Here is a 22,834-nt window from a genome sequence, read left to right as displayed (position 1 = left end):
CCGCGCACGCCCTTGCCGCCGCGCTTCTGCGAGCGGTACAGGTCGGTCTTGGTGCGCTTGGCGTAGCCGCCGCGGGTGATGGTGATGACGATGTCTTCTTCGGGGATCAGGTCCTCGATGGACATGTCGCCCTCGTAGGGCACCAGCTGCGAGCGCCGCTCGTCGCCGTACTTGTCGACGATCGTCTGAAGCTCCTCGGAGACGATCTGCCGCTGCCGCTCCGGGGACTCCAGGATCGCCCGGTACTCGGCGATCTTGACGAGCAGATCCTCGTGCTCGTCCACGATCCGCTGCCGCTCGAGGGCGGCCAGCCGGCGCAGCTGCATCTCCAGGATCGCGTTGGCCTGGATCTCGTCGATCTCCAGCAGGTTCATCAAGCCGGTCCGGGCGGCGTCCACCGTCTGGCTGGCCCGGATCAGCGCGATGACCTCGTCGATGGCGTCGAGGGCCTTGAGGAGGGCCAGCAGGATGTGGTCGCGTTCCTGAGCCTTGCGCAACCGGTAACGGGTGCGCCGGACGACGACCTCGACCTGGTGCTCGACCCAGTAGCGGATGAACGCGTCCAGCGAGAGGGTGCGCGGCACGCCGTCCACCATGGCCAGCATGTTGGCGCCGAAGGTGTCCTGCAGCTGGGTGTGCTTGTAGAGGTTGTTCAGCACGACCTTGGCCACCGCGTCGCGACGCAGCACGATGACCAGCCGCTGGCCGGTGCGGGACGAGGATTCGTCGCGCACGTCGGCGATGCCCTGGATCTTGCCGTCCTTGACCAGCTCGGCGATCTTGGAGGCCAGGTTGTCCGGGTTCACCTGGTACGGCAGCTCGGTGACCACCAGGCAGGCGCGGCCGTTGATCTCCTCGACCTCGACCACGGCGCGCATGATGATCGATCCGCGGCCGGTGCGGTACGCGTCCTCGATGCCGCGACGACCGACGATCTTCGCGCCGGTCGGGAAGTCCGGGCCCTTGATCCGTTCGATGAGCGCTTCGAGCAGCTCGGCCGGGGCGGCCTCGGGATGCGCGAGGTACCACTGCACGCCGTCGTTGATCTCGCGCAGGTTGTGCATCGGGATGTTGGTGGCCATACCGACCGCGATCCCGGAGGAGCCGTTGACCAGCAGGTTGGGGAAGCGGGCCGGCAGCACGACGGGTTCGCTTGAGCGCCCGTCGTAGTTCGGGTTGAAGTCGACGGTGTCCTCGTCGATCTCCCGCAGCATCTCCATCGCGAGCGGGGCGAGCTTGCACTCGGTGTACCGCATCGCGGCCGCGGGGTCGTTGCCCGGCGAGCCGAAGTTTCCGTTACCGTCCACCAGCGGCATCCGCATCGCCCACGGCTGGGCGAGGCGGACGAGGGTGTCGTAGATCGCGGAGTCGCCGTGCGGGTGGTAGACACCCATGACTTCACCGACGACGCGCGCGCACTTGAAGTAGCCGCGGTCGGGCCGGTAGCCGCCGTCGTACATCGCGTAGAGCACGCGGCGGTGTACCGGCTTGAGGCCGTCGCGGACTTCGGGCAGCGCCCGGCCGACGATCACCGCCATCGAGTAGTCGAGGTAAGACCGCTGCATCTCGGTCAGCAGGTCGACCATCTCGATGCGATCGCCAGTGTCCTCGATCGCGGGAGCGGCGACGGCGCCTTCGGTCACGGGGGCGGCGGGCTCGGCGGGGCCGGCCGGGTTGATCTCGTCTGCCACGGAGGGTCTTTCCTTCTGCTCTACGAAGGGCGGTTTTTTGAAGACACTGTCTAGAAGACTCAGTGCTGGCCGTCTGTCCGATCGCGGCGCGCGGCGAGGGCCTGCAAGGAAGGCAAGCGCGCGCCGGACGGGGCGTCAGGCGTCGAGCCAGCGTCAGATATCCAAGAACCGCACATCCTTGGCGTTGCGCTGGATGAACGAGCGGCGTGCCTCGACGTCCTCGCCCATCAAGGTCGAGAACAGCTCGTCGGCCTGCGCCGCGTCGTCCAGCGTGACCTGGCGCAGGATGCGCGATTCGCGGTCCATCGTGGTGATGCGCAGCTCTTCGGCGTTCATCTCGCCCAGACCCTTGAACCGCTGCACGGTGTCGTCCTTCAGCCGGCGCCCGGCCGCGGAGCCGGCCGCGAGCAGCGCGTCACGCTCGCGATCCGAGTAGGCGTACGAGAAGTCATCCTTGGTCCACTTCACCTTGTAGAGCGGCGGGGCGGCCAGGTACACGTGGCCGGCCTCGATCAGCGGGCGCATGAAGCGGAACAGCAGCGTGAGCAGCAGCGTGGTGATGTGCTGACCGTCCACGTCGGCGTCCGCCATCAGGATGATCTTGTAGTACCGCAGCCGGGAGACGTCGAAGTCGTCGTGCACGCCGGTGCCCAGCGCCGAGATCAGCGCCTGGACCTCGTTGTTCTGCAGCACCCGGTCGATCCGGGCCTTCTCCACGTTCAGGATCTTGCCTCGGATGGGCAGGATGGCCTGCACCCTGGGGTCGCGGCCGGACTTGGCCGAGCCGCCGGCGCTGTCCCCCTCGACCACGAAGATCTCGCACTCGCCGGGATTGGTGGACTGACAGTCCGCCAGCTTGCCCGGCAGCGCCATGCTCTCCAGCAGGCCCTTGCGCCGGGTCAGCTCGCGGGCCTTGCGGGCGGCGATCCGGGCGGTGGCCGCCTGAATCGACTTGCGCACGATGTCCCGGGCCTCGTTCGGGTTGCGATCGAACCAGTCGGCCAGCTGCTCGTAGGTGATCTTCTGGACGAAGGTGCGCGCCTCGGTGTTGCCGAGCTTGGCCTTGGTCTGGCCCTCGAATTGCGGCTCGCCGAGCTTGACCGAGATGATCGCGGTCAGGCCTTCGCGGATGTCCTCGCCGGCGAGGTTGTCGTCCTTGTCCTTCAGCAGCTTCTGGTCTTTGGCGTACCGGTTGACGATGTTCGTCAGTGCGGAGCGGAAGCCCTCTTCGTGCGTGCCGCCGTCCGGCGTGTTGATCGTGTTCGCAAAGGTGTACACCCCCTCGGAGTACTGGGTGTTCCATTGCATCGCGATCTCGGCGGAGATCTTGCGGTCGGTGTCCTCGGCCTGGAACTCGATGACCTGCGGGTGCACCAGTTCGCCCTTGGCGGAGTTGATGTGCCGGACGAAGTCGGCGATGCCGCCGTCGTAGCGGAAGGTCACCGACCGCCCGTTGCCCTCTTCGTCTTTGAACTCGGGGCGCTCGTCGGTCAGCGAGATGGTCAGGCCGCGGTTGAGGAACGCCATCTCCTGGAACCGGCGGGAGAGCGTCTCGAAGTTGTAGGTGGTGGTCTCGAAGACCTCGTCGTCGGCCCAGAAGGAGACCGTCGTGCCGGTGTCGGTGGTGGCCTCGCCCTTGTGCAGGTCGGCGGTGGGAGCGCCGCGCAGGTACTCCTGTGTCCACAACGCGCCCTCGGTCTTGACCGCGACGGTCAACCGGGTGGACAACGCGTTGACCACGGAGACGCCGACGCCGTGCAGGCCGCCGGAAACCTGGTATCCGCCGCCGCCGAACTTGCCGCCCGCGTGCAGCACGGTGAGCACCACCTCGACGGCGGGCTTGTCCTGGCCGGGCACGATGCCGACCGGGATGCCGCGGCCGTTGTCGACGACGCTCACGCCACCATCGGCCAGCAGCGTGACCTCGATGGCGTCGCAGTAGCCGGCCAGCGCCTCGTCCACGGCGTTGTCGACCACCTCGTAGACCAGGTGGTGCAGGCCGCGCTCGCCGGTCGACCCGATGTACATACCGGGCCGCTTGCGGACCGCCTCGAGGCCTTCGAGGACGCTGATCGCACTGGCGTCGTAGTCGCCGTTTCCGCTCTTGGCGGCCGCGGGCGCAGCGGTGTTCTGGTCAACCGCCGGGGCGGACTGGACGGACTGCTCTGAAGCGACCACGGACGCGAAACCCTTTCTCAACGTCAGCGGCACCGGCCGGCTGGGGAAGACGCCGGGGCCACAAGGCGAGGAACTGGAGCGCGCCATCGCGGCACCAGCGGCAGGCGGACGAAGGACGGGAAGGAGCAGCGACGGGGTCGCCGCCAGCCGGAAGTCCTCGATCGCCTGGAACCTGTTCCATTCTACCGGTTCGCGGGGACAAGATGCGGCACACGCGCCCTGACAGCGCTTCTGAGCTGATCCACCCTTAGTTAAGTGTCCCCCCACGCGCCGGGGGGTCGATAAACGCTCGGCGCGATGACGGCGTCGTTTGCGGCGCCGAGCCATAACACCCGATTGTCGCAGAATAGTCGGCTGCACAACGCGTGATCCGTATGGGCGTTTGGCGGCTACTTAGCCCCTGAAGTGCGTGGTTGCCGGTTCTACCGCGTTCGTAGAACTACACGCGCGTTCGGAGAACTACACGGTCAGGGCACGCGTCGGGTTCGAGCACCGCCGTTTGCGGACAGCCGACCGCGGCGCCAGGTCGGCGGGTTCGGCCCGAGCACGGAGATGCGCTCTATCGCATCGCGCGGTGTGCCTCCGGGTACGGTTCGGCGCGGTACCGCAGCGTTGAGGCGGGAGAGCAGCGTGGATGACAGGTGACGCAGCTCAGTGGCCCAAGCCGACGAGTCGGTCTGCACCGTGAGCACGCCGTCCTCGTACGAGACCGGAGCACAGTGCGCGGCGATTCGCGGGCCGACGATGTCTGCCCAACCGTGGATGATCCCGCCCACGGCGGCCGGGGCCTCCCAACCGGCCTCAGCGAGCAGGCGGGAGAGCGTGGCTTCCAGCGGCTGGGGATCGCGCTCGTCGGGACGTGCGCTGGATCGCCGGGCATTGGCCTCCGCGGAGCCGCGTCGCAGCGCCCTGCCTTCCTCGATCTCGCGTGCCCGCTTGCGCGCCGCGGTGAGCGCGGCGCGGGCCAGGTCAGCGCCGCGCAGGCCTGAGACGTTCTCGGATTCGGTCATGCAGACGGCTCCGAAGCGCTCACAGTGGCTTCGCCCTCGGCGGCCGGCTCGCTCTCATCTTGCGCGTCTCGACGCGTTACCGCCCCCTTGGTGACGTCGTAGCGAACACCACCCAGTTCGGCCGGAACGTCCGCATCGACGGCGGCGGTGATCAGAACCTGTTCGGCGGATGCGGCGACCGCGACCAGGTGTGCCCTGCGCGAAGAATCCAGCTCGGCGAAGACGTCGTCGAGCAGTAATACCGGTTCGATGCCATCAGACCGGAGCAGTTCATAAGAGGCCAGTTTCACAGCGAGCGCGAACGACCAGGACTCGCCGTGGCTGGCGTAGGCCTTCGCGGCAAGGGGTCCACTGCCGTAGTCGATGGCGAACAGGACGTCATCGCGGTGCGGCCCGACGAGGGTGATGCCGCGGTCCACTTCGTCAGGGCGGGAGCGGGCGAGGGCCGCGGCGAGCGCGGCTTCGAGCTCGGAGGCGTCCGGCGGACGGTTCGCGACAGTTGCGCCGGATGTGGTCGCGTTTGACGCGCTCGCGGAGTCAGCCGTCGACTGCTGATCTTCAACGCTCGTGTCAGGGTCCAGCGGACAGGACGGCCGGTACTCCATCGTCGCGCCTGGGTGACCCGCGATGGTTCCGTATGCCTTGTCGACTAAGGGCGTCAACGCGCGCAGCAGTCTGAGTCTTGCGGCCAACAGCTGCGCGCCGGCCTTGGCCAGGTGTGCGTCCCAGACATCGAGGGTGCTCAGATCAGGCGCCTGACCTCCGCGTGCTGCGCGGCGCATCATCGACGCGGAGCGCAGCAGTGCGTTGCGTTGCTTGAGTGCCCTTTCGTAGTCCGCGCGCACGGCCGCGTACCGCGGAGCGCGGGCGACGAGGAGTTCGTCAATGAACCGGCGCCGTTCCGAGGGATCGCCCTTAACCAGCGCCAGATCCTCCGGCGCGAAGAGCACGGTGCGCAGGTAGCCGAGCACGTCGCGAGGCCGGTTCACCGGCGCGCGGTTGAGCCGGGCACGGTTCGACCGGCCAGGGTTGATCTCCAGTTCGACCAGCGCAGTGCGATCCTCATGCCGCACCGCGCCACGCACCACGGCTCGCTCGGCCCCGGCGCGCACCAGCGGAGCATCCTGGGCGACCCGGTGACTGCCCTGGTTGGCCAGGTACCCGATCGCCTCGATCACGTTCGTCTTGCCCTGCCCGTTGCGGCCGACGAACACGCCGACGCCGGCCTCGAGCGGAAGCTCAAGACCGGCATACGACCGGAAGTCGGCCAACGACAGATGGCTGAGACGCACTGCCCACGTTCCTAATATGACGCTGCTCTACTACGACGCTGCCCTGAGGTCACGCTGCTGGTTTGGCGCGGCGTTAACGCACTGCTGCGCCGTAGAAGTAACAAGTGAGCTGAGATTCCGCCGAGGTTCGCCGGGCGCGCCGGCCGAGAACCGGCGCGCGGCGAACCGTCAGGCTCCGGGGGTTCGGTGTTCGGCGGCGGATTTGCCGTCGACGCCGGTGACCGCGTGTCCGCCGAACTGGTTGCGCAGCGCGGCGACCATCTTCATCGAGGGTGAGTCCTCCTGGCGGGAGGAGAACCGGGCGAACAGCGCGGCGGTGATCGCCGGTAGCGGCACGGCGTGATCGATGGCCGCCTCGACCGTCCAGCGGCCCTCGCCGGAATCCTCGGCGTACCCGCGCAGCTTCTCCAGGTGCTCGTCCTGGTCCAGCGCGGCGACCGCCAGGTCAAGCAGCCAGGACCGGATGACGGTGCCCTCCTTCCAGGACCGGAAGACCTCGCGCACGTCGGTGACTTCAGGCACGGCCTCGAGCAGTTCCCAGCCCTCGGCATAGGCCTGCATGATCGCGTACTCGATGCCGTTGTGCACCATCTTGGAGAAGTGCCCGGCGCCGACGCCGCCGGAGTGCACGAACCCGAACTCGCCTTCTGGCTTGAGCGCGTCGAAGATCGGCTGCACCTTCGCGACGTTCGCCGCGTCGCCGCCGACCATCAGCCCATAGCCGTTCTGCAGACCCCAGACTCCCCCGGACACTCCGGCGTCCACGAAGCCGATGCCCTTGGTCGCCAGTTGCTCGGCGTGCTTCTGGTCATCGGTCCACCGCGAGTTGCCGCCGTCCACCACGACGTCGCCCTCGGACAGCAGTTCGCCGAGTTCTTCGACGGTCGAGTGGGTCGGGCCGCCGGCCGGGACCATCACCCACACCACCCGCGGCGCGGAGAGCGAGCCGACCAGATCCTTGAGCGAGCCGACGTCCGACAGGTCCGGGCTGCGGTCGTATCCGACCACGGTGTGCCCGGCCTGGCGGATGCGCTCGCGCATGTTCCCGCCCATCTTGCCCAGACCGATGAGTCCGAGTTCCATGACGCCTTCTCTCTGCTGTCCCGGAGCCGAGGCTGTGACCGCTCCGCGGGTCCGTCCGACCCTGCCGCCCAACGACGCTGTTGCTTCCGGGATCGACCGTATCGCCCGCGCCCGGTTGCCGCACACTTCGCCTGCGGCCGGTACCCGCGCCGCTTCGTCGCCTGGATAGAGACGACAGACGATCCGGCGAGCGCTCTGCGCGAGCAGGGTCGGCCGGAGGCTGTTGAGCCGTCCGGAGCCGGGCTCAGCCGGAGAGGCGGATCGGCATGATCAGGTAGCGATAAGCCGGGTCGTGATCGGCGTCCACGGCAGGGCGGCCGGTGAGCACGGCCGGCTTCGTGGAGGTCGTGTAGGACAGCTGCGCGTAGGGGGCATCGATCGCGCCGAGGCCTTCGAGTAGGTAACCCGGGTTGAAGGCAACGGAGATGTCTTCTTCGTCGAAGACTGCGTCCATCGTCTCCGAGGCCTGCGCCTCGTCGCCGGAGCCGGCCTCCAGGGTGACCTGGCCGGCCGAGAAGTTGAGCCGGATCGGCGTGTTGCGCTCGGCGACCAGGGCGACGCGCTTGACCCCCTCGATCAACTGGGCGGTCTCGATGACGGCGGCGCCGGTGTATTCGGCCGGGAAGAGCGCGTTGTACTTGATGAACTCGCCCTCGAGCAGCCGGGTGGTGGTGCGGCGGCCGCCAGCCTCGAATCCGATCAGGCCCTCGCCTGCCGAGCCGTCCTCGCCGGAGAGCGCGATGGTGACCCACTCGCCAGAGGTGAGCGACTTGGCGATGTCGTAGAGCGTCTTGGCCGGGACGAGTGCGACCGCCTCGGCATCGGCGCGCTCCGGCTTCCACAGGATCTCGCGCACGGCCAGGCGGTAGCGGTCGGTGGCGGCGAGGCGAAGGGTGTCGCCGTTGATCTCCACGCGCACGCCGGTAAGGAACGGCAGCGTGTCATCCTTGCCGGCGGCGACGGCGACCTGCGCCACGGCGGCGGCGAAGGTGGCGCCTGCGATGGCGCCGCTGGCTCCCGGCATCTGCGGCAGCGCCGGGTAGTCGTCCACCGGCATGGTCTGCAGGGTGAACCGGGAGGTACCGCAGATGAGGGTCACCTTCGAGCCCTCGGTGGCGATCTCCACCGGCCGGTTCGGCAGTGAGCGGGTGATCTCGGCCAGCAGCTTGCCGGAGACCAGCGCGGTGCCCTCCTCCTCGACCTCGGTGGACACCTCGGAGCGTGCCGAGACCTCGTAGTCGAAGCCGGAGACGGTGAGCAGGCCGCCCTCGGCGCGCAGCAGCAGACCAGCGAGCACCGGGGCGGGCGGCCTGGCCGGCAGCGAACGGGCGGTCCAGGCGACCGCGTCGGCAAGTACGTCGCGTTCCACTCGGAACTTCACCGGTATCCGCCTCCTGGCAGTGGGGGGCGCCGCCGGCCTCGACGGCCGGATACGGCTGGGTATGGATTCTGACGCGCGGCGCTGGCTTGGTCGCGCCGGGTCGGGCGGCCGCGCCGGCCACCATCATGCCGCCTTCCGCCGACATCAGGTGCGCCGCCGATGGAACCGGTGCGAGTCGGTTACGGAGTCCGGTCGTCCGCCGCCGGAGCGGTTGCGGAGGGCCGGAGGTTTTTCCACAGGCGGTGGATGGAAGAAAGGCGAATGAGGGGCTCGGCGCTGCAGTGGGCGCCAGCTTATCGGGGCTCGCAGAGGTTGGACCTCAGACGACCGACGAGAGTTTTCCACAGATTCGCGCCGAGGCGACTGTGTTTCGGGATCCCATTCTATATCTCTGTAGTCGTAGTAGTAGGCGCTGTGGATATGTGGAAAACGGCCGTTTTCGCAGCTCAGCTTAGAATTCTTGTGCACAGGGGCATGTGCACAACCTGGGGATAATCCAGGGTGACCTGTGGATGAAGAAAAGTTATCCCCACGGTTTCCACAGCCGAGGCCGGGTTTTACACAGCCTGTCCCCAAGTTGATCACCAGGGCTGGGGATAACGCGTTCACTCAGATGAGTGAAGCAGCCACGACCTGCGTGGTTTATGCACAGAAGTTATCCCCAGGCATCCACAGGGTGTGGGAAACCGGCGGTTAGGGCTCGACTGGTGTCCGTTATGTCGTTTTTCGCAGAGAGCTTCACGTCGCTGCGTTGATGGGGACATTAGTCGACTAATTCAGGGCGGTGTGAGATGACACGCCCGGTTCCGGACGAAAAGAACTCGCTCGTGTGCTTGCGGTACGGGGCTGTGGACGGCTTTGTGGATAGCCTGTGGACAATGTGCATAATCCGAGAGCGGTATCCGATAAGGCAGTAGCGTCGCGCGCGTAGTTATCCACACAGAGCTGTGGATAGCGCGATGACTTTTCCACATGCCTGTGGATACACCGATGCGTTAGGTGCAGAGTGAGTGCGGTAAGAGACGCAGTCAGCCGCGCATCGACTTGATGCGGTTCGTCAGCTCGGTGACCTGGTTGTAGATCGAACGGCGCTCGGCCATGAGTAGACGGATCTTCCGGTCGGCGTGCATGACTGTGGTGTGGTCCCGGCCACCGAACTGCTGGCCGATCTTCGGCAGCGACAGGTCGGTCAGCTCCCGGCACAGATACATCGCGATCTGACGGGCCGTCACCAGTACGCGGCTGCGTGAGGTGCCGCAGAGGTCCTCCATCGACAGACCGAAGTAGGCGGCGGTCTGCGCCATGATCGTCGCGCTGGTGATCTCGGACCCGCCGCTGTCCGGGATCAGGTCGCGCAGCACCGCCTCGGCGAGCGGAAAGTCCACTGGCGCGCGGTTGAGCGAGGCGAACGCGGTCACCCGGATCAGTGCGCCCTCGAGCTCGCGGATGTTGGTGGAGATCTTGCTGGCGATGAACTCAAGCACCTCGGGCGGCGCGTTCAACCCCTCTTGCGCGGCCTTTTTGCGCAGGATCGCGATGCGGGTCTCCAGCTCCGGCGGCTGCACATCCGTGATCAGGCCCCACTCGAACCGGGACCGCAGCCGATCCTCGAGGGTGGTCAGCTGCTTGGGCGGCCGGTCACTCGAGATGACGATCTGCTTGTTGGAGTTATGTAGCGCGTTGAAGGTGTGGAAGAACTCCTCCTGGGTGCCTTCCTTGTTCTCCAGGAACTGGATGTCGTCGATCATCAAGATGTCGATGTCGCGGTAGCGGCGGCGCAGCAGGTCCTGTTTGCCGTCGCGGATCGCGTTGATGAAGTCGTTGGTGAACTCCTCGGTGCTGACGTACCGCACCTTTGTGCCCGGGTACAGCGAGCGGGTGTAGTGGCCGATCGCGTGCAGCAGGTGGGTCTTGCCCAGCCCGGAGTCGCCGTAGATGAACAGGGGGTTGTACGCCTTCGCCGGCGCCTCGGCCACAGCCACCGCGGCCGCGTGCGCGAACCGGTTGCTCGAACCGATAACGAAGGTCTCGAAGAGATACTTCGGGTTGAGCCTGGCGTTCTCCCCCTCCTTCGTCCCCTGCTGCTTTCCGTGACTCGCCAGCGAGGGCCGCGGAGCGGCATGGTTCGCGGAGTCCTCATCGGCTCGCGCGCCGTCAGCGAACTCGGGGCTCCGCGTGGGCGGCGGGATCGGAGGCTGCCCGGAGATCGGCTGCTCTGAGCCCTCGGGGTCGGCGGTAAGGCGGTCCTCGTGGGCAGGCGCGAAGGGAAGGCGCGGCGCGGTTTGAGCCGGCGCCGGCTTGGCCGCCGCGACCGTGACCGCGATCCGCATTTCCTGGCCGAGGATGCGGCCGAGCCCAGAGGTAATCAGATCCCGCAGCTTGGTCTCCAGCACACCCTTGGAGAACTCGTCGCCCACACTCAGCAACGCGGTGTCGCCGACAAGCGCCATCGGCACGATCACACGAAGGAACGCCCGGTCCCCCGGACTGACCGAGTCGGCCGCGTCGACGCTGGAAAGGAACGCAGCCCACACTGACGTGAAGTCCAGCGGACCGCCGTCCGTGGGAACGGAACGGGAAGGATCGTCAGGCACGGCTACCACTCACGGGTCGGGTCTGGGCAGGGGTCGCGCCCGTCCACAAGTTTTCCACAAGCCCTGTGGAAAACCTGGCGTCTGACTGCGCGGGGTCGCCGGTGTTTCCCCCGGGGCGGCCGCACGGGTTGGCCCGCATCCGCCGCGGCCGCGAAGTATGCAGCTCAGACATGGTGCGGACCTGGATTCGGGCGACTCGACCGGCAATAGCGACTCGGATGACGGTAGTCATCCGACGCCCCCTGTTCAACTTGTTGTCCACAGGTCTGTGCTTAACGTCGGGTCCCGATGCGTAAGGACGGCCGCCAGGCGTTACGACAGTCGCGATCGGCTTAGTAGCAGTGCCAGTGCGTGATCGCAACGGGCGGTTTGACCCGTCGCCGATCGTCCGCGTACCGTAAGCAGGTCGAGATGCCGACCGGCGTTGTGCCATGCCTGCGGATTAGGCGCCTTCAGTGCGACGAGTGCGGGCCGCGGAGCAGCAAGCGCTCCACACAACATCTTTTAGGCATCGAGGCGTAGCGGACCGAATCAGCACCTGTCTGGAGCCCCAGTGACCAAGCGCACCTTCCAGCCGAACAACCGGCGTCGTGCCAAGACCCACGGCTTCCGGCTGCGCATGCGCACGCGCGCCGGCCGGGCCATCCTCTCGTCGCGCCGGACCAAGGGCCGACGCAACCTTTCCGCCTAGTTTCAGGTGCTGCCCGCAGACCGCCGAGTGAAGCGGGGCGACGAGTTCGCCCGCGCGATCCGCGGCGGGCGCCGGGCGGGGCGGCCGACCCTCGTCGCACACCTGTGGCGGGCTGAGCTGGACGTGTCGGACCCGAGCGTTGCCGAAGCCCGTACGGGTCCTGCCCGTGCGGGCTTCGTCGTGAGCAAGGCGGTGGGTCCTGCGGTCACTCGCAACCGGGTCAAGCGCCGGCTGCGGCATCTGGTCGCGGAACGGCTCGATCGGCTACCTGAGGGCGCGGTGCTGGTGGTCCGGGCGTTGCCTGCGGCCGCCGGGGCTGCTGGCCGGGAATTGGCCAGAGACCTGGACTCGGCGCTCGGACGGCTCGGGGGACGCCGATGAAGTATGTGCTGATGGGGTTGATCCGGCTATACCAGCTGACAATCTCGCGGATGCTGGGACCGGTGTGTCGCTACTACCCGAGCTGCTCGCACTATGGGTACGAGGCCATAGCGGTACACGGATCGGTGAAAGGCTCGATTCTGACGGCGTGGCGGATCCTGCGATGCAATCCGTGGAGCGCCGGCGGCGTCGATCCGGTGCCTCCACGCGGCGCGTGGCGGATAGTGGATGTGGATGGGGACGCTGCTTCGGCGCGCCGTTCCGTGTGATTTCGTGGGTGTGAGTCGAGCCGAGGAGCCTGACCGTGCAGTGGTATGACCAGCTATTGAGTCCGCTGATCTGGGGAGTCAGCTGGATAATCGTCCAGTTCCACAAGCTGTTCGGCACGGTCTTCGCGCCGACCAGCGGTTGGGCCTGGGGGCTTTCGATCGTCTTCCTGACGCTGGTCATCCGCGCCGCGCTGATCCCGCTGTTCGTCAAGCAGATCAAGTCGATGCGCGCGATGCAGGTCGTGCAGCCCGAGGTGAAGAAGCTCCAGGAGAAGTACAAGAAGGAGCTCGAGCGGGCGAAGTTCGATCCGGCGCGCAAGCGCGAGGTCCAGGCGCGGCAGCAGCGCGAGATGATGGCGCTCTACAAGGAGCACGGGACCAACCCGTTCGCCAGCTGCCTGCCGTTGATCGTGCAGATGCCGTTCTTCACCGCGCTGTACCGGCTGCTCTACAACGTGGCCAACCTGCACCCGATCTTCTTCATGAGCACCGTGCTGGTCGCCAGCGCGAATCAGGCGCACATCTTCGGCGCGCCGATCTCAGCACACTTCAACGCCACCGCCAAGACGCTGAACGGGTCGAGCCCCACCACGGTCAAGGGCGTCATCATCGGCATGACGATCGTCTACGTGGCGACGCAGTTCATTACGCAGCGGCAGATGATCCTGAAGAACAGCGCGCCGGACAACCCGATGGTCCAGCAGCAGAAGGCAATGATGTACATCATGCCGGTCTTCATGGCCTTCTTCTGCTTCATCGCCCCGGTGGGCGTGCTCATCTACCTGTTGACGACCAACTTCTGGACCATGGGCCAGCAGTTCTACGTGCTGCACAACAGCCCACTGCCCGGTTCCAAGGCGCATGAGGCGCACCTGGCGCGGCAGGCGGCGAAGGCCGCGAAGAAGGCGGGCACGGGCGACGAGCCGGTCGACGCCGTTCCGCCGCGGGCCGGCGAGAAGACGGGGGGCACGATTGGCACCAAGCCGGTCAACGGAGCCAAGAGCACGGGCGCGGCGAAGGCCAAGGGCGCCGGCGCGGGCAACGCCACCGGTACCAAGGAGATCGCGGACGCCCCGCCGAAGCCGCAGCGCAATCAGCCGGTTCGCACCACACGCAGTGGGCGGAAGAAATAGCTTTTCGGGGGATCCCCGAGGGTGGCGCCCGGCGACGCGGGCGAAGAGAGACGTAGAGGGAGTGCACGGTGACGGAATCAGCCGTCGAGGCGACGCAGTCGGAGTCGGCGCAAGAGGCGTCCGCGAAGCCGGATGAGGACGAGATCAGCCGGCTTGAAGAGGAAGGCGAGATCGCGGCCGACTACCTCGAGGGGCTGCTCGACATCGCGGACCTCGACGGGGACATCGACATGGATGTGGAGGGCGACCGCGCCTCGGTCTCCATCGTCGGCACGAGCCTGGATCAGTTGATCGGGTCGAGCGGCGAGGTGCTCGAGGCGCTGCAGGAGCTGACCCGGCTCGCGGTGACTCGCGAGACCGGCGAGCGCACCCGCCTGATGCTCGACGTCGGCGGACACCGGGCGGCGCGGCGCGCGGCCCTGGAGCGGCTCGGCACCGACACGGCCCGCAAGGTCAAGGAGAGTGGCGAGCCGGTGAAGCTGGCGCCGATGAGCCCGTTCGAGCGCAAGATGGTGCACGACGCCGTCGCGGCCGCGGGGCTGCGCAGTGAGTCGGAGGGCGAAGAGCCGAACCGGCGGGTCGTCGTCCTTCCGGTGTGAACATTCGGTGAGCTCAGTTCCGCTCTGGAACCGATCGCGGCCGGCCCCCCTCTTCTCGAGGCGGGGCCGGTTCGTTTTGCGGCAGCTGAGGTTCGGTGCTGACCAGGTCTCATACTTGGCATGATGATGGCCGCCGTTCCACGTGAAACTGAGGAAAGCCCGATGCTCGAAGCGAAGCTGCCCGCACCGCCGCAGGCGGCCGTCGATCTGTTCGGCCCGGCGCTGCCGGTCGTTCAGCGATACGGCGAGCTCTTGGCTGGGCCGGGCGTCGAGCGCGGACTGATCGGCCCGCGGGAGGTGGACCGGCTATGGGAGCGGCACCTGATGAACTGCGCTGCGCTGGCGGACCTGGTTCCGCAGGGCGCACATGTCGTCGATGTCGGCTCCGGAGCCGGGTTGCCGGGCGTGGTACTCGCGGCCACTCGCTCCGATCTACGAGTGACACTGCTGGAGCCGTTGCTTCGCCGGACCGTCTTCCTCGACGAGTGCCTGGACACGCTGGGGCTCGACAACGCGGAGGTGCTGCGCGGGCGGGCTGAGGATTGGGCTCGCAGGATGGGCGCGGACGTCGTGACCGCGCGGGCGGTAGCGCCGATGGAGCGGCTCGTCGGTTGGTGTCTGCCGCTGTTGCGACCCAACGGCCGGATGCTTGCCTTGAAAGGCGAAGCTGCCGCCGAGGAACTCGCTACGGTAGCGCCGACGCTCGCCGGGCTTGGGGCCCAGACGTGGGGAGTGGTGGAAGTCGGCACGATGCTCGGCGACGCCGCGACACGCGTCATCCGCATCGATCTGGGCCCTAACGGATTCCGGGCCGCGGTACAGCGCTCTCGCCGCGGTACCCGTGGTTAAATGTGACACCGCCTCTCTGCGCGCACGTCTCACGGAGCCGCTCTGCTTAAGCAGCGAGGGTTTCACGTGAAACGTAACCCCTACGAGTGAGTTGCCAGGGGAAACGCGCCGCGACTGACTCTGTAGTTTCTCCGACCGAGGCGGCGAGGGGACATGATGGTCGCGCACGGTCAGTACAGTGCTTTTTCGCAGGACGATCCCGATCACGGTGAATCGCCCTCGGACCTAGGACGCGCGGATTCGACCGGGGAGCCGCTTCCGCGCGGATGGCGGCTCGACGAGTCGCGGGACCTGCCGACGCCGCCGGACGGCTTCAGCTGGTCCTGGCAGCTCGACCCGCGGGCCGCGGACGCCGAACGAGCCGTCGTCTCGGCGACGGAGGAAGAGAGTTGGCCGATGCCCTACGACCAGCCGCCGGCAGCGAACGCACGCGAGATCATTGAGGTGCACCCCGAGGTGGACACCGATCTGCTGCACGGTGGCCGCGGCCGATCCGAAGACACTCCGATCGCCCGCGAGGCCGAGGCGGCCATAGCCGCACTCTCGCGCAGCAACCAGGAATTGCCGCGACCGCGGCAGACCCGCACCTTCGTGGTAGCGAACCAGAAGGGTGGGGTGGGCAAGACCACCACGACGGTCAACATCGCCGCCGCGCTTGCCCAGGGCGGAGCGAAGGTGCTCGTCGTCGATCTCGACCCGCAGGGCAACGCCTCGACGGCGCTGAACGTGGACCACCACTCCGAGATCCCCTCGATCTACGACGTACTGATCGAGCGGTACTCGATGGAGGAGATCGTCCAGCCGGTCGCCGATATCCAAGGGCTCTTCTGCGCCCCGGCCACTATCGACCTAGCCGGCGCGGAGATCGAACTGGTCTCGATGGTGGCGCGGGAAAGCCGGCTGCAGCGTGCCCTGTCCGCCTATCACAGCTCGATCGACTACATCCTGATCGACTGCCCGCCCTCACTCGGGCTGCTGACCGTCAATGCGATGGTGGCGGGCAACGAGGTGCTGATCCCGATCCAATGCGAGTACTACGCGTTGGAAGGGCTCGGCCAGCTGCTGCGCAACATCGAGCTGGTGCGTGCCCACCTGAATCCCAACCTGCACGTCTCGACGATCCTGCTGACCATGTACGACGCGCGCACCCGGCTGGCCTCCCAGGTCGCCGACGAGGTTCGCACCCACTTTCCCGAGCAGGTCCTGCGTACCTCGGTGCCGCGCTCGGTGCGCATCTCCGAGGCACCGAGCTACATGCAGACGGTGATGACGTACGACCCCGCTTCGACGGGCGCGCTTGCCTATCGGGAGGCGGCCCGTGAAATCGCCGATCGGTGGGCGGCGCGGGAAAAGGTCGCCGGCATCCCGGTGCAGTTGGATGAGGAAAGCAAGCACGGCAGCACACAAGTTGGGATCGACGCTGAGGTGAAGCGATGAACGACCGCCGACGGGGACTCGGCCGCGGACTCGGGGCGCTGATCCCGACGATGCCCGCGGAGGGAGCCGAGGGAACCTCGGCGCTGACCGCTCCGGCGGCCGCGCCGTCCGTCCCCCAGCGGCGCCTGCCGCTCGGCGAGATCTACCGGCCCGACCTCGACGACGAGCCGGAATCCACCGAACCGGTCTTCGTGGCCGCCGCGATCGTGGCCGACGAGGTCCCCGGGGCGCACTTCGCCGAACTGCCGATCGACGCGATCGTGCCGAACGCCAAGCAGCCTCGCGATTACTTCGACGAGACCGCGATGGACGAGCTGATCCACTCGATCCGCGAGGTGGGTCTGCTCCAGCCGATCGTGGTGCGCCGGGAAGGGCCGAGCGGCAGCGGCAAGTACGAGCTCATCATGGGCGAGCGCCGGTGGCGCGCCGCCCAGCGGGCCGGCCTCGAGCGCATTCCGGCGATCGTCCGGGATACCGAGGACGAGCGCATGCTGCTCGACGCGCTCCTGGAGAACCTGCACCGCTCTCAGCTCAACCCGCTGGAAGAGGCTGCCGCCTATGACCAGCTGCTCAAGGACTTCTCCTGCACGCATGAGGAGCTGGCCGACCGGATCGGCCGCTCCCGGCCGCAGGTATCGAACACCCTGCGCCTGCTCAAGCTGCCGCCGAAGGTACAGTTGCGCGTCGCCAGCGGCTTGCTAAGCGCCGGACACGCACGAGCTTTGCTCGGCCTGGACACCGCCGACGAACAGCAGCGCCTCGCCGAGCGCATCATCGCCGAAGGGCTTTCGGTGCGCACGGTGGAAGAGATCGTGGCGGTCGGCGACCCGGAGAACGAACGGGCCCGCTCGCCACGCAAGGTACGCGCCGGAAGCCGCGTCTCCCCCGAACTTTCCGAACTCGCCGGGCGTCTCTCCGATCGACTCGAGACCCGGGTGCGCGTGGACCTCGGTGCACGCCGCGGAAAGATCGTGGTCGAGTTCGCCTCGATCGAGGATCTGGAACGCATCATCTCCTCGCTTGTCCCGGGTGAGCGCGTACGGGCGCGATCCCGTGACGCTTAACGCAGCCGAGGCGTAGCAGCCTGCGCTAGATCGAAGACAGCTACACCGAAGCCTGCACTCACCCGATCCGACAACGCACACGATGGTCCCCTATGTTTCACGTGGAACAGGGGGACCATCGCCGTGCCGGGCCGCTACTCTCGCCCTGTCGGGCGGCCCGGACGCCGGCGGAATAGCCGGCACCCGGTATCTGTTCGTCTCCATGCAGCCACACCAAGAGGGAAGGTCACCGAGCCGTGCCGCAGAACCCTGAAGAGCGAACCAGCGAGGTCCGCGAAGTCGTCGTCATCGGTTCGGGCCCGGCCGGATACACAGCGGCCATCTACACCGCGCGGGCCGGACTCAAGCCGCTCGTCTTCGAGGGCTCGGTCACCGCGGGCGGCGCCCTGATGAACACCACCGACGTGGAGAACTTCCCCGGCTTCCCGGACGGCGTCATGGGACCGGACCTGATGGACAACCTGCGCAAGCAGGCCGAGCGTTTCGGCGCGGAACTGGTCGCGGACGACGTCACCGAAGTAGAGCTGACCGGCGAGCTGAAGCGCGTCGTGGACGGCGCGGGCGACGTTCACCTAGCGCAGACCGTCATCATCGCCACCGGATCCGGATACCGCGAACTCGGCTTGCCCGACGAGAAGCGGCTGTCCGGACACGGCGTGTCGTGGTGCGCCACCTGTGACGGCTTCTTCTTCCGTGAGCAGGACATCGTCGTGGTCGGCGGCGGTGACACCGCGATCGAGGAGGCCACCTTCCTGACCCGGTTCGCTCGCTCGGTGACCGTGGTGCACCGGCGCGACCAGTTGCGGGCCAGCAAGATCATGCAGAACCGGGCGTTCGCCAACCCGAAGATCTCCTTCGCCTGGAACAGCGAGGTAGTGGCGATCGAGGGGGAGGACCGGGTAAACGCGGTGCGGCTGCGCGACACGGTCACCGGCGAAGAACGCGTTCTGGCGGCCACCGGTCTGTTCATCGCGATCGGTCACGAGCCGCGCAGCGACCTGTTCCGCGGTCAGCTCGACATCGACGCGGAGGGCTACATCCGCGTGGAGGCCCCGAGCACAAGGACCAACCTGCCCGGAGTCTTCGCCAGCGGCGACGTGGTGGACCACGTGTACCGACAAGCGATCACCGCCGCCGGCACCGGATGCGCTGCCGCTCTGGATGCCGAGCGGTACCTGGCGGCGTTGAAGGACGGCGCGCCAGCGATCTGATCCCCGGACCAGCGCGACGGAGCCAACAAGTACGACACGGACCGACGACCACCGACCAACCGCAGGACCGTCCGAGGCTGCGCTTCGGACGAGGCAACAACAGCAGCGAAGAGAACACCGGGAGACGAGGAACCATGTCAGACCTCAAGCAGGTAACGGACGCGTCCTTCCAGCAGGACGTGCTCGACAACGACAAGCCGGTCCTGGTGGACTTCTGGGCGCCGTGGTGCGCTCCCTGCCGGATGATCGCGCCGATCCTGGACCAGATCGCCGCGGAGCACGGTGAGTCGCTGGAGATCGTCAAGGTGAACATCGACGAGAATCCGCAGATCGCGGCCAAGTACGGGGTGCTGAACATTCCGATGCTCAATGTCTACGTCAAGGGCGAGGTCGCCAAGACCATCGTGGGGGCCAAGCCGAAGCGCGCCCTGCTCAACGACCTCCAGGAGTTCGTCTCCGCCTAAGCGGCATCGCTGCCATCGGCAGCGGCGTAAGCAAGCGTGAGGGCGTGTGTAGGAAGTAGCGCCGGATCAAGGCTGCGGCGTCTGGCGCGTGCGATCGCAAGACGGCCGAGTACCTGGCAGGCGTCGCGGCCGCGGCGAAGCTTCTTACACACGGCTTAGGGCCGCCCCGCAACCGGGGCGGCCCTAGCGCTTTTGGCTGAACTCGAATCGCCGCTCGAAAGCGAGCCGTTCGAGGCTGACTGTCTACTTCGCGACGATCCCTTGCGCGAGCACCCGATAGCTCGTCGCCGTGCACGGTTGTGCGTACACGACGGCCTGGACCGTCCTGGCGTCGCCGTCGTTCGGATAGACAACCAGCGTCGCTGACACGCCGTTGAACGGCCCGTTCACCACACGGATCGGTTGCTCTCCGGCGAAGGCCGGATTGGCCCGGCACGGTGAGTTGATCTCTAAGTCGGGCTTCGCGCCGCCGAGAGTCTGCTTTACCCACAGCGCCAGGGGAGAAGTCGGAGCGAGCGTGCTGGGCGTTTCGATTTGGCCCTCAGCCCGCCGGGGACCACCGGTAGCGGCGTCGGAATTGATCGCCCCGCTACCGGATGCTGCGCTGCCGCTCTGCGTATTCGTCGAAACGAGGTTGATCGCCAACGTCAGGCCGCCGACTACCGCCGCCAATGACGCCAGCCCCAAGCCGACGCGGCGTGACAACCACGGCCGGCGCCTACGTCCGCTCGACTTGTCGGCGGTGGTCGCGGACTCAGCGGCAGCGTGCGGCGCGCTGGCTCGCGCGGCCGCCTCGCGTGCGAGAGCGGCGTCGATCCGGATCGCCACCTCTTGCGGCAGTTGCGGCGGCTCCAAAGTCTCGAAGGCGGCGAGCAGTTGCGCGATCGCAGCTACCTCGCCGCGGCAGGCAGCGCAGTCGACAAGGTGTTCTGACGCGCTCTCAGCGGTCGGCTGTGCGCCTTCCGCGAGTGCGGACAGGTCTTCGGCCGAAAGATGGATGTCCGGTCCCCTATGGGGCTCGTGTGCCGTTGTCACCGCACACCTCGTTCCATCGGTTCCGGGCTGTCGCCGACCCCCGGACCGTCACTGCCGTGCCGGCTGCCGTCATCGCTGCTTCGCCCGGTTGTCTGCTTTTGGACGGGCGCGGCGGCCGGCCGGTTCCGCAGATCCGCGAGTAACACGGCGAGCTTTCCCCGGCCACGAGCGCAGCGGCTCTTGACCGTGCCGGTCGGAACCCCGAGCGCCTGCGCAGCCTCCTCCACAGACAACCCTTCAAGGTCGACGGCGACGATGGCTGCACGCTGGTCGAGGGGGAGCGTCGCCAGCGCGTCCTCAAGCACGATGCGCAGTTCGCGGTTGTCAGCCATGTCGGACGGATCGCGCACCGCGCGCTGCCATGCTGCCGACTGCTCGTCCGGGTAGCGGACGGTAGGCCGTACGGCTTGCCGTCGTGCGCGGTCTACACAGGCGTTCACCACGATCCGGTACAGCCACGTCCCCACCGCAGCCTCAGACCGGAAGCCCGCCGCCGCGCGAAACGCCGAGACCGCCGCGTCTTGAAGAGCATCGGCCGCGTCTTCCGGATCGCCGGTCGTTCGCAGCGCCACGGCCCACAGCCGATCTCGATGGCGGCTGAACAGCTCGCTGAAGGCCTCAGGATCGCCGTCGATGTGCCGGGCGATCAGCGCGCGGTCGGTGGCGTCGTCACGCGCGCGCTGTTCCTCGCCACGCCGTGCGCGCATCCGCTCCTCCCCCGCACCTGTCCTGTGCGCACTTCGAAGGTCGAAGCGCTACGAGAAGATTTTGACGTTCGCCAGACTGTCACGGAAGCCCGCGATGTTGTACTGCCCAGCGTCCTGATGCGGCAGAGAGGTGAACCAGACCATCACATACCGGGTCTTCACCGTGGTGGTGAAGGCGACGTCCACCTCACCGCCACCCACGCCGGTCTTGGTGGCCTGCTTGGCGAACCCGGGCGGCGCCGAGTTCTGCACCGACGGAAGCGAGGTGAGCCCGGCGTCCGCGGTCCACACCTCGACTGTCGCCCCCGGAACGCCGACCGTGAATGTCAGCTTGCCGACGTTCTGCGCCGAGCCGAGGTCGAAGATGACGCCGGTGCCCTTGCGGAACGACGTTATATCGGGTCCGTCCTTGAACGTCGTGGTGATCCAGCCCTCCGACGAGCCGTTGTACGACTGCTGAACCCTCTGCACGTCGTCCTGGCCGTGGTCGGAATCCCATATCGACGCGTTCGCGATCGAGAGTTGCTGCGGAGTCACCGGAGCGGACGAGCCAGAGCGAGCCTGCGGACTGTTCGGTGGTGGGGTCGACGAACCGCCGTTGCGCCCGCCGAGTTGGAAGGCCGCCACCGCGCCGATCACCACGACAACGCCGAGGATCACCGCGAGTACGCCCCGCGGCACTCGGCCGGCGGTGCCCCCCCTGCTCGGGGCGGCAAGCTGCTGCACCGCGGTCGGCGCCGCGACCGGATAGACCGGAGCGCGGCGGGGGACCGGCCGGGGAATGACGTCAGTGGTCTCCGACTCGTCACGCATCCTGGGCAGGGCGGCGATGCTCGAGGTGAGCGTCTTCGCGCTCTCGATGACCGGTACTTCGCTGTCGCCGGCCTCGAGGGCTTGCTCTACGAGCTGGTCCACTGCCTTCGGAATGGCGGCGCGGATCTGGGCCGGGGTGAACGGCTTGCCGTGTGAACGCGGCGCGGCGGCAAGTCCGAAAGCCGGATCCTCTCCCGGCCACCGGCCGGTAAGCGCGGCGTACCAGATTGCGCCGATCGCGCGGACGTCATCGGTCGGACTGGCCATCTGCGCGCCGGACATCGCGGTCTCCAGGCACAGACCGAGGATTTTGACCTGGTTGGTACTGGTAAGCAGCACCTTGTCAGGGTCCAGCGCACCGTGCCGCATCTCACACGCGTGCGCCTCCGCCATGGCCACCGAAAGCTCGCGCGCGATCCGGGTGGCGAGCGGCACGGACAGCGGTCCGCGAGCGAGACGCTGCGTGAGCGCCGACGCGTCGGTAACCCACTCGGTGACCACGTAGACCAGGCCGTTCTCGTCCGCGACGTCGAGCACCTGGACGAATCGCACGTCCGGCACGGTCGCGGCGTTACGCGCGGCCTCCGCCATCGCCGCGGCGCGGGGGTGTCCCGAGGCGATCAGATCGACGCCCACCTCGCGATTGAGCAGCTCGTCGAAACCGACCCAAGCCTGCGGCCCGGGTCCTTCCCCGCTGGAAAACCGGTGCAGCTCCCGCTCCAGCCGATACCGGCCGGCCAGCCTCACGCCGACGTGGACCCGTTGGTCGAAGCGGGCGCGGTCGGAGTTCTCGCTGTCTCCGGCGGGCTTTTCGGCCAGGGAAGCCACGGCCCTCCCTCTTGTGCATCGTTGGCGTCGTGGGGCTCCCGCGCGCGAAAAAGCGCGCTCGCTCTCATGCTAGTGCCCGGTTCTCAACCGTCGAACCGAAGCGCGGGGCGCGCCGCCCTGAAAG

General features: G+C 67.5%; 19 protein-coding genes and 1 pseudogene. 10 read left to right on the top strand and 10 right to left on the bottom strand.

What is annotated here, in order from left to right; genetic code table 11:
• The 7 genes and pseudogenes from VN779_RS04255 to dnaA all read right to left on the bottom strand — a co-directional run.
• On the bottom strand, positions 1–1,691 hold a 1,691-nt coding region (locus VN779_RS04255; RefSeq protein WP_325720319.1), incomplete at its 3' end, for a DNA topoisomerase (ATP-hydrolyzing).
• Positions 1,692–1,844: 153 nt separating this feature from the next.
• Positions 1,845–3,956: a DNA topoisomerase (ATP-hydrolyzing) subunit B gene (gyrB, locus tag VN779_RS04250; RefSeq protein ID WP_414639571.1), complete on the bottom strand. Its 2,112-nt coding sequence runs from the start codon at positions 3,954–3,956 to the stop codon at positions 1,845–1,847.
• Between the two features lie 380 nt (positions 3,957–4,336).
• Positions 4,337–4,879 (bottom strand): DUF721 domain-containing protein, encoded by a 543-nt coding sequence (locus VN779_RS04245; RefSeq protein WP_325720317.1) that lies wholly within the window; start codon positions 4,877–4,879, stop codon positions 4,337–4,339.
• A 71-nt stretch (positions 4,880–4,950) separates the two neighbouring features.
• Positions 4,951–6,171, bottom strand: a pseudogene (recF, locus tag VN779_RS04240) (DNA replication/repair protein RecF); the annotation flags it as partial.
• A gap of 168 nt (positions 6,172–6,339) precedes the next feature.
• Positions 6,340–7,254: a phosphogluconate dehydrogenase (NAD(+)-dependent, decarboxylating) gene (gene gnd, locus VN779_RS04235; protein WP_325720314.1), complete on the bottom strand. Its 915-nt coding sequence runs from the start codon at positions 7,252–7,254 to the stop codon at positions 6,340–6,342.
• A gap of 244 nt (positions 7,255–7,498) precedes the next feature.
• Positions 7,499–8,635 (bottom strand): DNA polymerase III subunit beta, encoded by a 1,137-nt coding sequence (gene dnaN / locus VN779_RS04230; RefSeq protein ID WP_325720312.1) that lies wholly within the window; start codon positions 8,633–8,635, stop codon positions 7,499–7,501.
• A 1,028-nt stretch (positions 8,636–9,663) separates the two neighbouring features.
• Entirely contained in the window at positions 9,664–11,229 is a 1,566-nt protein-coding gene (dnaA, locus tag VN779_RS04225; RefSeq protein ID WP_325720310.1) for a chromosomal replication initiator protein DnaA, read from the bottom strand.
• A gap of 553 nt (positions 11,230–11,782) precedes the next feature.
• Here dnaA and rpmH point away from each other — a divergent pair.
• The 10 genes from rpmH (at position 11,783) to trxA (ending at position 19,327) form a co-directional block, all read left to right on the top strand.
• Positions 11,783–11,920: a 50S ribosomal protein L34 gene (gene rpmH, locus VN779_RS04220; RefSeq protein WP_325720308.1), complete on the top strand. Its 138-nt coding sequence runs from the start codon at positions 11,783–11,785 to the stop codon at positions 11,918–11,920.
• Positions 11,921–11,926: 6 nt separating this feature from the next.
• Positions 11,927–12,301, top strand: coding sequence for a ribonuclease P protein component (gene rnpA, locus VN779_RS04215; protein WP_325720306.1), 375 nt, complete (start codon positions 11,927–11,929; stop codon positions 12,299–12,301).
• On the top strand, positions 12,298–12,570 hold the full coding sequence (gene yidD, locus VN779_RS04210) for a membrane protein insertion efficiency factor YidD (protein WP_325720305.1): 273 nt from the start codon (positions 12,298–12,300) through the stop codon (positions 12,568–12,570). The genes rnpA and yidD overlap by 4 nt, the downstream gene beginning before the upstream one ends.
• A 35-nt stretch (positions 12,571–12,605) precedes the next feature.
• On the top strand, positions 12,606–13,703 hold the full coding sequence (gene yidC, locus VN779_RS04205; protein ID WP_325720304.1) for a membrane protein insertase YidC: 1,098 nt from the start codon (positions 12,606–12,608) through the stop codon (positions 13,701–13,703).
• A gap of 68 nt (positions 13,704–13,771) precedes the next feature.
• Positions 13,772–14,302 (top strand): protein jag, encoded by a 531-nt coding sequence (locus tag VN779_RS04200; RefSeq protein WP_325720302.1) that lies wholly within the window; start codon positions 13,772–13,774, stop codon positions 14,300–14,302.
• A 162-nt stretch (positions 14,303–14,464) separates the two neighbouring features.
• On the top strand, positions 14,465–15,151 hold the full coding sequence (gene rsmG / locus VN779_RS04195) for a 16S rRNA (guanine(527)-N(7))-methyltransferase RsmG (RefSeq protein ID WP_325720300.1): 687 nt from the start codon (positions 14,465–14,467) through the stop codon (positions 15,149–15,151).
• Positions 15,152–15,622: 471 nt separating this feature from the next.
• Positions 15,623–16,588: a ParA family protein gene (locus VN779_RS04190; protein ID WP_414639572.1), complete on the top strand. Its 966-nt coding sequence runs from the start codon at positions 15,623–15,625 to the stop codon at positions 16,586–16,588.
• Positions 16,585–17,652, top strand: a complete 1,068-nt coding sequence (locus VN779_RS04185) for a ParB/RepB/Spo0J family partition protein (RefSeq protein ID WP_325720297.1) — start codon at positions 16,585–16,587, stop codon at positions 17,650–17,652. Before VN779_RS04190 ends, VN779_RS04185 begins: the two co-directional genes overlap by 4 nt.
• Before the next feature lie 236 nt (positions 17,653–17,888).
• Positions 17,889–18,863, top strand: coding sequence for a thioredoxin-disulfide reductase (trxB, locus tag VN779_RS04180; protein ID WP_325720296.1), 975 nt, complete (start codon positions 17,889–17,891; stop codon positions 18,861–18,863).
• Between the two features lie 134 nt (positions 18,864–18,997).
• Positions 18,998–19,327, top strand: a complete 330-nt coding sequence (gene trxA, locus VN779_RS04175; RefSeq protein WP_325720294.1) for a thioredoxin — start codon at positions 18,998–19,000, stop codon at positions 19,325–19,327.
• 243 nt (positions 19,328–19,570) lie between these two features.
• On the opposite strand, the gene VN779_RS04170 is transcribed toward trxA, so the two are convergent.
• Genes VN779_RS04170 through VN779_RS04160 form a run of 3 tightly spaced genes read right to left on the bottom strand, consistent with a single transcriptional unit; the run spans position 19,571 to position 22,710 of the window.
• Positions 19,571–20,362, bottom strand: coding sequence for a hypothetical protein (locus VN779_RS04170; protein ID WP_325720293.1), 792 nt, complete (start codon positions 20,360–20,362; stop codon positions 19,571–19,573).
• Positions 20,359–21,069, bottom strand: a complete 711-nt coding sequence (gene sigM / locus VN779_RS04165; protein ID WP_325720291.1) for an RNA polymerase sigma factor SigM — start codon at positions 21,067–21,069, stop codon at positions 20,359–20,361. Before sigM ends, VN779_RS04170 begins: the two co-directional genes overlap by 4 nt.
• 48 nt (positions 21,070–21,117) lie before the next feature.
• Positions 21,118–22,710 carry a protein kinase family protein gene (locus VN779_RS04160; RefSeq protein WP_325720290.1) on the bottom strand — a complete coding sequence of 531 codons (1,593 nt, stop codon included), beginning with the start codon at positions 22,708–22,710 and terminating at the stop codon, positions 21,118–21,120.
• Positions 22,711–22,834 lie beyond the last annotated feature (124 nt).

It is taken from the genome of Actinocrinis sp., from assembly GCF_035605935.1.
GTDB lineage: Bacteria > Actinomycetota > Actinomycetes > Streptomycetales > Catenulisporaceae > Actinocrinis.
The sequence above is the reverse complement of the archived record's forward strand: the minus strand, read 5'-3'. Positions and strand labels throughout refer to the sequence as shown.

Bases quoted from the DNA above. Each gene is read 5' to 3' on its own strand.
- VN779_RS04185 (WP_325720297.1), top strand. From the start codon at position 16,585: ATGAACGACCGCCGACGGGGACTCGGCCGCGGACTCGGGGCGCTGATC.
- trxA (WP_325720294.1), top strand. From the start codon at position 18,998: ATGTCAGACCTCAAGCAGGTAACGGACGCGTCCTTCCAGCAGGACGTG.
- gyrB (WP_414639571.1), bottom strand. From the start codon at position 3,956: ATGGCGCGCTCCAGTTCCTCGCCTTGTGGCCCCGGCGTCTTCCCCAGC.
- sigM (WP_325720291.1), bottom strand. From the start codon at position 21,069: ATGCGCGCACGGCGTGGCGAGGAACAGCGCGCGCGTGACGACGCCACC.
- gnd (WP_325720314.1), bottom strand. From the start codon at position 7,254: ATGGAACTCGGACTCATCGGTCTGGGCAAGATGGGCGGGAACATGCGC.
- yidD (WP_325720305.1), top strand. From the start codon at position 12,298: ATGAAGTATGTGCTGATGGGGTTGATCCGGCTATACCAGCTGACAATC.
- VN779_RS04245 (WP_325720317.1), bottom strand. From the start codon at position 4,879: ATGACCGAATCCGAGAACGTCTCAGGCCTGCGCGGCGCTGACCTGGCC.
- rsmG (WP_325720300.1), top strand. From the start codon at position 14,465: ATGCTCGAAGCGAAGCTGCCCGCACCGCCGCAGGCGGCCGTCGATCTG.